Source organism: Pantoea sp. R102, from assembly GCF_004916815.1.
Classification (GTDB): domain Bacteria; phylum Pseudomonadota; class Gammaproteobacteria; order Enterobacterales; family Enterobacteriaceae; genus Pantoea; species Pantoea dispersa.
The window spans coordinates 1-11,156 of record NZ_SDFT01000140.1 but is presented as its reverse complement, the minus strand read 5'-3'; the positions used below and the strand labels follow the sequence as shown (position 1 = coordinate 11,156).

Here is an 11,156-nt window from a genome sequence, read left to right as displayed (position 1 = left end):
GCCACAGCGCCAGCAGCGTATCGCGGTCCAGTTTGCCGCTTAGGGCCAGCGTGCTGGCAGTGCGCTGCCAGCGTTGCCCGCGGATATGCTGCTGCTGCCCGCGCCGCATCGCCTGTTTTTACCGGTCAGCGTGCGCGGCAACGGCAATAAGCCACAGAACGTCACCGCTGCGCTAAAAAAACGGCTGCGCGAGGTGCTCAGAGACAGCCGAAATTCTTAAAAACGTGCCTGCTACTGGCGCACCGCGCTAAAGCAGGTCAAAGTAGGCCTTTCAGCGCCCGAGGGCCCGTTGCCTTGTGGTGTGCGGGTCATAATGGTATGTTCTTGGCCTTCTCAGATTGATCAATGCGATTCGCAAGGGGAATTACGCAATGCGTATTATTCTGCTCGGGGCACCGGGCGCAGGTAAGGGCACTCAGGCTCAATTCATCATGGAGAAATACGGTATTCCGCAGATCTCCACGGGCGACATGTTGCGTGCGGCTGTCAAAGCCGGCACCGAATTGGGCCAGCAGGCGAAAGCCATCATGGATGCCGGTAAACTGGTAACGGACGAACTGGTGATTGCGCTGGTTAAAGAGCGTATCGCGCAGGAAGACTGCAAAAACGGCTTCCTGCTCGATGGTTTCCCACGCACCATTCCGCAGGCTGACGCCATGAAAGAGGCGGGCATCAAGGTGGATTACGTGCTCGAGTTCGCCGTACCGGACGAACTGATTGTCGATCGCATTGTCGGCCGCCGCGTGCATGCGCCGTCAGGCCGCGTTTACCACATCAAATACAATCCGCCAAAAGTGGAAGGTAAAGATGACGTGACCGGCGAAGAGCTGACCACGCGTAAAGATGACCAGGAAGAGACCGTGCGTAAGCGTCTGGTGGAATACCATCAGCTGACCGCGCCGCTGATTGCTTACTACAGCAAAGAAGCCGAAGCCGGTAACACCGAATACCACAAAATCGACGGCACCCGTCAGGTGACCGAAGTGAGTGCACAGCTGGCCGATATCCTCGGTTAAGTGGTGAACAGGGCCGGTTGTCCGGCCCTTTTGCAGCAATTGCTTTCCCCCTCCGCTTTTTCCGCTACAATTTCCCCCGATTCAGAACCATTGTCTGCGACATCAAGGAAATACAATGAGGCAAGATAAGCCTGGGGTTTTACTGGTTAACTTAGGTACACCAGACGCACCGACCACCGCGGCGGTGAAACGCTATCTGAAACAGTTCCTCGGCGATCCGCGCGTGGTGGATACGCCGCGCTGGTTGTGGTGGCCGATTCTCAATTTCATCATTCTGCCGTTCCGCTCGCCGCGTGTTTCGAAGCTGTACGCATCGGTGTGGATGGACGAAGGTTCCCCGCTGATGGTGTTCAGCAAGCGGCAGCGTGCCGCGCTGGCGCAGCGGCTGGATATGCCGGTAGAGCTGGGCATGAGTTACGGCCAGCCGAGCCTCAACGGTGCGGTGGAGCGTCTGCTGGCGCAGGGTGTCACCAAATTCATCGTGCTGCCGCTCTATCCGCAGTTCTCCTGCTCCACGGTGGCGGCAGTGTGGGATGGCCTGGCGGCCAGCTTTAAACCGCTGCGTTCCCTGCCGGAAGTAGCGTTTATCCGCGATTACGCCGAACATCCGGCCTATATCGCCGCGCTGAAGGCCTCGGTGGAGCGCTCGTTTGCCCAACACGGCGAGCCGGATCTGCTGGTGCTCTCTTACCACGGCATTCCGCAACGCTTCGCCAATGAAGGCGACGACTATCCGCTGCGCTGCAAAGACACCACCGACGCCCTGGCCGCCGCGCTCGGCATTGCGCCGCATAAAATCATGATGACCTTCCAGTCGCGCTTTGGCCGCGAGCCCTGGCTGATGCCGTACACGGATGAGACCATGAAAAGCCTGCCGGCCAAAGGGATTAAACATGTGCAGGTGATGAGTCCGGGCTTTGCGGCGGACTGCCTCGAGACGCTGGAGGAGATCAGCGGCGAAAACTGCGAAATCTTCCTGCACGCTGGCGGCGAGAAATTCGAATACATTCCGGCGCTTAATGCGGATGATGAGCACATCGAGATGATGGTGCAGCTGGTACAAGCGCGCCGCTAAGGGTGCGGCAGAGAATGTGATATCATTCTCTGCCTGATTTTCCCTGACGGCAGCTTTCATGAAATTTCCCGGCAAACGCAAATCCAAACACTATTTTCCCGTCAACGCGCGCGATCCGCTGCTGCAGGCTTCCCAGCAGGAGCAGGAAGAGGGCAGCTGGGTGGTGGGTATCGACCAGACGCTGGTAGATATCGAAGCCAAAGTCGATGACGACTTCCTGCAGCGCTATGGCCTGAGCGCCGGTCATTCGCTGGTGATCGACGATGCGACCGCCGAAGCGCTGTATAACGAGCTGATGCGCGAGCAGCTGATCAGCCACCAGTTTGCCGGCGGTACCATCGGTAATACGCTGCACAACTACTCGGTGCTGGCTGATGACCGTTCGGTGCTGCTCGGCGTGATGTGTAACAACATCCAGATTGGCGGTTACGCCTATCGCTACCTGTGCAATACCTCCAGCCGCATGGACCTTAACTTCCTGCAGGGCGTCGATGGCGCCATTGGCCGCTGCTTTACCCTGATCGGCGAGCAGGGCGAGCGCACCTTTGCTATCAGCCCTGGCCTGATGAACCAGCTGCAGGCCGCCAGTATTCCGGAAGAGGTGATTGCCGGTGCGTCGGCGCTGGTGCTGACATCCTACCTGGTGCGCTGTCAGCCGGGCGAACCGATGCCGGACGCGACGCTGCGGGCCATTGAGTTCGCCAAAAAGCACAATGTACCGGTGGTGCTGACGCTGGGTACCAAATATGTGATTCAGGATAACCCGCAGTTCTGGCGCGATTTCCTGCGCGAACACGTCTCGATTGTGGCGATGAATGAAGAGGAAGCGTTCGCGCTGACCGGCGAAGCGGATCCGTTGCTGGCCTCTAACATGGCGCTGGACTGGGTCGATCTGGTGCTATGCACCGCCGGACCGACCGGGCTGTATATGGCCGGGTTCACCGAAGAGGCGTTTAAGCGCAAAACCAATCATCCGCTGTTGCCAGGGGCGATTGCCGAGTTCAACCAGTTTGAGTTCAGCCGCGCCATGCGCCATCAGGATTGCCAGCTGCCGCTGCGGATCTTCTCGCACATTGCGCCTTACATGGGCGGTCCGGAGAAGATCATGAACACCAATGGTGCCGGTGATGGCGCGCTGGCGGCGCTGCTGCATGATATTACCGCCAACAATTTCCACCGTCAGAAAGTGCCAAACTCCAGCAAACACGCCCGCGAATACCTGACCTACTCGTCGCTGGCGCAGGTGTGCAAATATGCCAACCGCGTCAGTTATCAGGTGCTGAACCAGCACTCCCCGCGTCTGACGCGCGGACTGCCGGAGCGGGAAGACAGTTTAGAAGAGTCTTACTGGGACAGGTAATAACGAACCCGTAGCGGCGCAATTTATTGCGCATTCTTCAGCCGTGATATGGCTTTAGTATGCGCAATAAATTGCGCCGCTACGGTGTAATAACGTCTTTAAATCGGGCACTCGCGCACAATCGGGTTTTGCGCGATCTCTTCCTGCAATACATGCAGCATACTGTTGGCAATCTCCCGCTCGCCCATTACCACGCGATTGGCGCCACGCTCCATGATATAGGCCACTTCGTCGTCGTAATGCGCCCGGGCGATAATCTCAATATCTGCCCGCTTTTCGCGCGCGGCGGTAACAATTTCCCCGGCTTCATAGCCGTTGGGGATGGTCAGCAGCAGCCAGCGCGCGCAGTCAAGACGCGCTAAATCCATGGTATCGACTCGCGCCGCGTTGCCCAGCACGGCTTTGATGCCCTGTTCGCGCAGCGCTTCGACGCGCGGGCGCGAATTCTCCACCACCACCAGCGGCACATCAGCTTCCATCAGCTGCTGTCCCAGCAGGCTGCCGACGCGGCCATAACCCACAATCACCGCATGATTGCAGATATCCACCGGAATCTGCTTCTCTTCTTCAATTGCCTCTTCCAGCGTCTGCTCTTCCATGGTCTCGGTTTTGTCGAGATAACGCTCCAGCACGGTAAACAGAATCGGGTTAAGCATGATGGAGAGAATCGCCGCCGCCAGCACCAGGTTGCGGCCTTCGTCGCTCAGCATGCCGAGCGAAATCCCCAGTCCGGCGAGGATAAAAGCGAATTCGCCAATCTGCGCCAGGCTGACGGAGATGGTCAGCGCGGTGCGCCGCGAGTGGCCGAGCAGCGTGACCAGCAGCCAGGCGGCAATCGATTTACCCAGCACGATAATGGCCAGCGCACCCAGCACCGCCAGCGGCTGCTCCAGCAGGATCATCGGGTCGAACAGCATGCCGACCGAGACAAAAAACAGCACGGCAAACGCATCGCGCAGCGGCAGCGTGTCGTGTGCCGCCCGGTGGCTGAGCTCTGATTCATTCAGCACCATGCCGGCAAAAAAGGCGCCGAGGGCAAAGGAAACATCAAAGAATTCGACCGCGCCGAATGCGATACCCAGCGCCAGCGCCAGTACCGACAGCGTAAACAGCTCGCGTGAACCGGTGGCGGCGCTTTTGGCCAGAATCCACGGCACCACGCGGCGGCCGACCACCATCATCAGCACCATAAAGGCAGCGACTTTGCCGATGGTCAGTAACAGGTCCCACGCCAGCAGCGTCGGGCTGGCATTTCCCTGCTCCAGCATGCCGGCAATGGCCGGCAGCAGCACCAGCGTCAGCACCATCACCAGGTCTTCGACGATCAGCCAGCCGATGGCGATCTGCCCGCGCTGGCTATCAATCAGTTGACGCTCTTCCAGCGCGCGCAGCAGCACCACGGTACTGGCGGTAGAAAGACACAGGCCAAACACCAGGCCGGTCATCCATGACCAGCCCATCGCCCATGACAGACCCATTCCCAGCAGCGTGGCGACCGCGATCTGCGCGATGGCACCGGGAATGGCGATCGACTTTACCGACATCAAATCCTTTAGCGAGAAGTGCAGACCGACGCCGAACATCAGCAGAATGACGCCGAGTTCAGCCAGTTCGGGGGCCAGATTGGTATCCGCGACGAAGCCCGGGGTAAAAGGACCCGCCAGCACGCCGGCCAGCAGATAGCCGACCAGCGGCGAGATGCGCAGGCGATTCGCCAGCATACCAAGGAGAAATGCGAGGACCAGACCTCCGACAATGGTGGTGATCAACGGGGTAGTGTGATGCATGCCTGTCTCCTTGTGTGCAAATGTATCCGCTTGTAACAACCTAGTGTAATGCACAATCGTTCGCCGCGTTTAAACATTTGAGCGGTGAAAGACGAAAAAATTGAAAAAATGAGACAAAAACGCAGCCGAAGCGCTATTTTCCTCAGTTATCTCAGCATATCGGCAGGATTTATGCAGAATGGAGGGGGGCAGAGAAAAATAGTTGCCCCCCGAAAGGGCTCAGCGCTGCTGCTGATCAGGTAAGAAAGCGGTCAACAGGCCAATAAGTGGCAGCCAGGCGCAGATTTGATACACCCACTCGATACTGGTGTGGTCGGCTACTACGCCCAGGACCGCTGCGCCGAGGCCACCCATGCCAAAAGCAAAACCGAAAAACAGCCCGGAAACCATGCCGATACGCCCGGGCAGCAGCTCCTGGGCATAGACCAGAATGGCGGAAAACGCCGAGGCCAGGATCAGACCAATAATTACGCTCAGCACGCTGGTCCACATCAGGCTGGCGTGCGGTAACAGCAGGGTAAACGGCGCCACGCCGAGAATCGATCCCCAGATGACATATTTCCGCCCGATTTTATCGCCTATCGGCCCACCGATAATGGTGCCGGCGGCGACCGCGCCGAGAAAGGCAAACAGATGGAACTGCGAGGCCTGCACGGACAGCCCGAATTTGTGCATCAGATAGAAGGTGTAATAGCTGCTCAGGCTGGTGAGATAAAAGTACTTGGAGAAAATCAGCAGCAGCAGAATGCCGATGGCCAGCGCCACTTTATTGCGCGGCAGGGGGTTACGCGGCCTGCTGGCAGCGCTGGCCTGGGTGGCGCGCTGCTGGTGGCTGTACCAGCGGCTCACCTGCAGCAGCACAATGATGCCGAGCAGCGCGGCCAGCATGAACCAGCTGAGATGGCCTTTGCCATAGGGCGCGACGATGATGGCGGCCAGCAGCGGCCCCAGTGCGCTGCCAAAGTTACCACCGACCTGAAACAGCGACTGAGCCAGCCCGTGGCGGCCGCCGGAGGCCATGCGCGCCACACGCGACGATTCCGGATGGAACACCGATGAGCCGCAGCCAACCAGCGCCGCGGCCAGCAGTACCTGCGGATAAGTGCTGGCAAAGGTCAGCAGCACCAGACCGAACAGGGTAAACCCCATCCCGACCGGCAGTGACCAGGGTTTCGGATATTTGTCGGTGTAATAGCCAATCAGCGGTTGTAATAATGAGGCCGTAACCTGATACGTCAGCGTAATCAAACCAATTTGCACAAAGCTGAGGCTGAAATCTTTCTGCAGCAGCGGATAGATCGCCAGTAACAGCGATTGCAGCATATCGTTCAGCAGATGCGCGAGACTGATGGCACCAAGAATGCCAAAAGCGGTACGCCCGGTGCGCCGCGTCGGGGTTAACGTCTGTTCACTTGCCATAAAGATCCTGAAGGGGTGGGAATTTCGTTATCAGATTGTTACGTCATGCATGACTGTATTCGCCTTTGGCCTTGAGTTAAAGGGCGAACTGTGCGACACAGAAGGGCGAAAAAGCACATCCGGCGCACCGCCCGGTAAAAAACGCAGAATAAGGAGATCGGCTTTGTTGTTATCACCGCACAGAGGGCGCTGGCTGGCGCTGATTATGCTGCTGTTGCCGCTGCTGGCGCAGGCGTGGCAGCCGGACCGCAGCTATCGCTTCAGCATTTTGCACACCAACGATCATCACGGCCATTTCTGGGCCAACGCGCAGGGTGAATATGGTCTGGCTGCGCAAAAAACGCTGATGGATCAGCAGCGGTATGATGTACAGGCCAAAGGCGGCGGCGCGCTGATTCTGTCGGCGGGCGACGTCAATACTGGCGTGCCGGAATCGGATGTGCTGAACGCCGAGCCGGACATTCGCGGCATGAACCTCATCGGCTATGACGCGATGGCGCTCGGTAACCACGAGTTCGACAAACCGCTCAGCGTGCTGCAAAAGCAGCAGAAATGGGCGAAGTTTCCTTTTCTTGCCGCCAACATTTATGCCAAAGGCAGCGATAAGCGCCTGTTTAAGCCGTGGGCGATATTCAACCGTATGGGGCTGAAAATTGCGGTGATCGGCCTGACCACCACTGACACGCTGCGCATCGCCAATCCGCAGAACGTGGCGCAGATCGAGATCCGCGATCCGGTGAAAGAGACGGAAAAAGCGGTGGCGGAACTGCGCGCCAGCGACAAGCCGGATGTAATTATCGCGCTGACGCACATGGGCCACTACGACGACGGGCAGCATGGCAGCAACGCACCGGGCGATGTGGAGCTGGCGCGCAGCCTGCCGCCGGGCACGGTTAACGTGATAGTCGGCGGCCATTCGCACGATGCAGTGTGCATGGCAAAAGAGAACGTCAGCGTTGCGGATTATCAGCCTGGACAGCCGTGCCAGCCGGATCGCCAGAACGGCGTGTGGATCGTGCAGGCGAAAGAGTGGGGGAAATTTGTCGGTCGCGGCGATTTCACCTTCCGCAACGGTGAGCTGACGCTGGATAACTATCAGCTGATTCCGGTCAACCTTAAGCACAAGGTGAAGAACCTTGATGGTAGCGAAACCTGGCTGCCGTATCAGGAAGCGATAGCGCAGAACGGCGCAATGATGAAGCTGCTGACGCCTTATCAGCTGCGCGCCGGCAAACAGCTGGCGGTCAACGTGGGTCGCAGCGACAGCGTGTTTGATGGCGACCGCAGCAAGGTGCGCTTTGAACAAATGCCGCTGGCTCAGCTGATCCTGCGTGCGCAGATGGCGGCTACTCAGGCCGACTTTGCCGTTATCAGCGGCGGCGGTATTCGTACCTCGCTGGCGCAGGGCGAGATCAGCTGGCGCGATCTGTTGCAGATCCAGCCGTTTGGCAATCAGGTGGTGTCCGTGACGCTGACGGGCAAAGAGCTGCTGAACTACCTGGCGACGGTGGCGAATATCAAAGCCGATTCCGGCGGTTTCGCGCAGTTCAGCAACATCAGCCTGGTGGCCGATGGCAAAAGCGTCAGCGCAGTGAAAATCAATGGCGAGCCGCTGCAGCTGGATAAAACCTATCGCATGGCCACCAACAGCTTTAACGCCAGCGGCGGCGACGGCTACCCGGTGATTGATGGCCATGCTGGTTTCCGCAACAGCGGCCTGCGTGATGCCGAGGTGCTGCGCAGCTATGTCAGTCAGCACTCACCGCTGCGCGTCGCCGATTATGAGCCACCGCAGATTGTGCATCTGACACCGCAGCAGGTTGAGGAGCGCGACAAAGCGCTGGAGAAGCAAAAGAAGCGCAGCTATCCGCAGATGATCCTGGCGTGGATCTGGCCGCGCGCGGCGCACGAGTGACAACACGGGCGGCACTTCAGCCGCCCGTGGTTTTTCAGGCGCGGCAGGATTTCTGGCTCACCCAGCGCTGGCGCAGCTTATCCCATGCCCAGTTGTAAGCCATGGTGTAGGGCAGAAAGAACAGAAAGAACGCCACTTCCAGCAGGAAAGCGTCCAGCAGCGAAATATGCAACATCCACGCGGCAATCGGCAGGCCGATGAGGATAAAGCCGCCCTCAAAGCCGAGCGCATGCAGCGCGCGCAGGCCGAGACCGCGCTGGCGCTGCGGCGGGCAGAGACGGTCAAAGCCGCTGTTATAAATGATGTTCCACAGCATGGCGACGGTCGACAGCATAATCGCCAGCGCGCCCATCTGAAACAGCGGTTTATCCATAACCCAGGCGGCCAGCGGCGCAACCGTGACGATCGCTAACCCTTCAAAGCCTGCGGCATGACAAAAACGTTCTTTCAGTGAACGGGTACGCATATAAACCTCCATTTGAGTAACGCCACGCATTTTCTCACTGCACAATGCTAAGATAAAATGATTACCTATCGATAAAAGCGATGGTTCAGCATGAAGTACTCACCAGAATCCCTTGAGGCATTTGTCCAGACCGTCGCCAGCGGCTCGTTTTCCGCAGCGGCGCGTGCGCTGGCAAAAAGTCAGTCCACCATCAGTAGCGCGGTGGCCAATCTCGAAGATGACTTAGGCTTTGCGCTGTTTGATCGCAGCGGACGCCAGCCGGTGCTGACCGCTCAGGGCCAGCGCGCGCTGGCGCAGGTGCAGCAAATTCTTGCTGCCAGCCAGCGGCTGGATGAACTGGCGGTGCGGCTGTCGCAGGGCGTTGAGCCGCGCCTCAGCCTGGCCATTTCCGACTTCTGGCAGGCCGATCACCATGAAAATCTGCTGACGCGCTTTGAGGCACGCTATCCGGATATCGAGTTTGAATGCATGATTGCGGAAGATGAGGATGTGCTGGATTTACTGCAGGCCGGGCGCGTACATCTTGGCGTGGTGCGCGCGCAGCCGCGTTTGCCGCCGGATCTGGCGGTGGCGCGACTGCAGGTTGAAGCGCAAATGGCGATTTTCCTGCATCAGGATCACCCGCTGGCAGCCCGTTCGCAGGTGAGCGAGGCACAGCTGGGCGAATTGCGTCAGCTGCGGCTCAATACCTGGGTGGAAACCCGCCAGCCGCTGCCGGCCGGCCGCACCTGGTCGGCACCAACCTATCTTTTATTGCTGGAGATGGCGGAGCAGGGGTTTGGCTGGAGCGTACTGCCGCGCTGGCTGGTGCAGCAGTTTGGTCATCAGGTCTTGCGCGAGCTGCCGGTGCCGGGCTGGCCGCAGCATATTGCGGTGGATGTTATCTGGTCGCGGCGCAATCCGCCGGGCCCGGCCGGGCGCTGGATGATCGACCAGCTGTGCGCGCAGCAGCCTGATTAATCGCGGCGCGCCACGTCAGCCAGCGTGGCATCCAGCAACCGTGCCAGATCCTGCGCGGCCAGTTCGATATCCAGCCCGCGCTTGCCGCCGGAAATAAAGATGGTCGGGAATTCGCTGGCCTGCTGATCGATCACCGTCGGCAGCCGCTTTTTCTGCCCCAGCGGACTGATGCCACCCACCAGATAGCCGGTGACGCGCTGCGCCAGTTGCGGATCGGCCATGTCGGCTTTCTTCGCCCCCAGCGCTTTGGCGACTTTTTTCAAATCCAGCTGTGAGGAGACCGGCGTCACCGCCACTGCCAGCGCTTTGCCATCACCGTTAAGCGCCACCAGCAGGGTTTTAAACACCTGGCGCGCATCCAGGTTGAGCTTGCGCACCGCCTCGTCACCGAAGTGGGTTTCATGGCTGTCATGCTCGTAGGGATGCAGGGTAAAAGCGACCTGTTGTTTTTCCAGCAGTTTTACGGCGGGTGTCATAATCAATCCTTGCTACGAAAATTCTTATCTCGGTTTGCGTGAAAGTACTGGCGAAAATCTGAACTTTGCGCGAAAATTGGCCGGCGCCAGTCACCCTGGCGATAACCAAAATCATAAACAAATTCCTCTTTGACGGGCCGATAGCAATATTGGCCTTCTTTTTTTATGCCTTCAGCAGCTGCGGCAAATTGTCTTCGCCGTAGAGATGCAGTGCACCGACCGCCACCACATAGCGCCCGCGCGGCAACGCCAGCAGCAGCTCGCGCCAGTGCTGATTACGGTTGCGCATCAGAGTATCGTTCAGTTCACTGCTGAACGTAGTCGGCAGCGCCACCGGCTGACTGGCGGGCGGCGCATCCAGCCACCAGCTGATCATGGTTTGCAGCAGTCGCGCGTTGGTGTGCCAGTGTTCCAGCGTATCCAGCAGCAGCGCCAGGCCATCCTGCGGTAGTGATTTCAGCAACGCGATCTGCGTTTCCGGCCCTTCCAGCTCAATAATGCGTTTTCCTGCCGCCTGCGCTGCCTGCAGCAGCTGATAGTCAATACCGTACTGCGGTCGCAGCCCCAGCCGCTGCGCCTGCTGCGCCTGCAGCATCAGCGCAATTTGCCAGAACGGCAGGCTATCAAACAGCGCGATGTTCAGTGACAGCTCATCGCACAGCGCCGTCAGCTGCTGCAGCGT

10 protein-coding genes are annotated in these 11,156 nt (G+C 58.9%); 5 read left to right on the top strand and 5 right to left on the bottom strand.

The annotated features are described in order from the left end of the window. Nucleotides 1-371: 371 nt before the first annotated feature. From adk to ERD80_RS14960, 3 genes are all read left to right on the top strand, one after another. Nucleotides 372-1,016, top strand: a complete 645-nt coding sequence (adk, locus tag ERD80_RS14970) for an adenylate kinase (RefSeq protein ID WP_021507222.1) — start codon at nucleotides 372-374, stop codon at nucleotides 1,014-1,016. A 115-nt stretch (nucleotides 1,017-1,131) separates the two neighbouring features. Further along, nucleotides 1,132-2,091 carry a ferrochelatase gene (hemH, locus tag ERD80_RS14965; protein ID WP_021507223.1) on the top strand — a complete coding sequence of 320 codons (960 nt, stop codon included), beginning with the start codon at nucleotides 1,132-1,134 and terminating at the stop codon, nucleotides 2,089-2,091. Nucleotides 2,092-2,149: 58 nt separating this feature from the next. Then, entirely contained in the window at nucleotides 2,150-3,451 is a 1,302-nt protein-coding gene (locus ERD80_RS14960) for an inosine/guanosine kinase (protein WP_058775243.1), read from the top strand. A gap of 98 nt (nucleotides 3,452-3,549) precedes the next feature. On the opposite strand, the gene ybaL is transcribed toward ERD80_RS14960, so the two are convergent. Beyond that, the gene (gene ybaL / locus ERD80_RS14955) at nucleotides 3,550-5,238 is read right to left on the bottom strand and encodes a YbaL family putative K(+) efflux transporter (protein ID WP_021508650.1); all 1,689 of its coding nucleotides are present in this window, start codon (nucleotides 5,236-5,238) and stop codon (nucleotides 3,550-3,552) included. A gap of 219 nt (nucleotides 5,239-5,457) precedes the next feature. Further along, a complete protein-coding gene (locus ERD80_RS14950) occupies nucleotides 5,458-6,657 on the bottom strand; it encodes an MFS transporter (protein ID WP_058769404.1) in 1,200 nt (399 codons plus the stop codon). Between the two features lie 163 nt (nucleotides 6,658-6,820). Here ERD80_RS14950 and ushA point away from each other — a divergent pair, with 163 nt between their 5' ends. Further along, nucleotides 6,821-8,572, top strand: a complete 1,752-nt coding sequence (gene ushA, locus ERD80_RS14945; protein ID WP_136547442.1) for a bifunctional UDP-sugar hydrolase/5'-nucleotidase UshA — start codon at nucleotides 6,821-6,823, stop codon at nucleotides 8,570-8,572. Between the two features lie 34 nt (nucleotides 8,573-8,606). Here ushA and ERD80_RS14940 read toward each other — a convergent pair whose 3' ends face one another. Continuing rightward, on the bottom strand, nucleotides 8,607-9,038 hold the full coding sequence (locus tag ERD80_RS14940; RefSeq protein WP_021508647.1) for a multidrug/biocide efflux PACE transporter: 432 nt from the start codon (nucleotides 9,036-9,038) through the stop codon (nucleotides 8,607-8,609). Nucleotides 9,039-9,128: 90 nt separating this feature from the next. Between ERD80_RS14940 and ERD80_RS14935 the strand changes: the two genes are divergently transcribed. Further along, nucleotides 9,129-9,998 carry a LysR family transcriptional regulator gene (locus tag ERD80_RS14935; RefSeq protein WP_021508646.1) on the top strand — a complete coding sequence of 290 codons (870 nt, stop codon included), beginning with the start codon at nucleotides 9,129-9,131 and terminating at the stop codon, nucleotides 9,996-9,998. On the opposite strand, the gene ybaK is transcribed toward ERD80_RS14935, so the two are convergent. Together ybaK and ERD80_RS14925 are read right to left on the bottom strand one after the other, a co-directional pair. Then, entirely contained in the window at nucleotides 9,995-10,474 is a 480-nt protein-coding gene (gene ybaK, locus ERD80_RS14930; RefSeq protein ID WP_021508645.1) for a Cys-tRNA(Pro)/Cys-tRNA(Cys) deacylase YbaK, read from the bottom strand. The two genes, ERD80_RS14935 and ybaK, sit on opposite strands and share 4 nt — an antisense overlap. A gap of 163 nt (nucleotides 10,475-10,637) precedes the next feature. After that, on the bottom strand, nucleotides 10,638-11,156 hold a 519-nt coding region (locus tag ERD80_RS14925; RefSeq protein ID WP_136547440.1), incomplete at its 5' end, for a TraB/GumN family protein.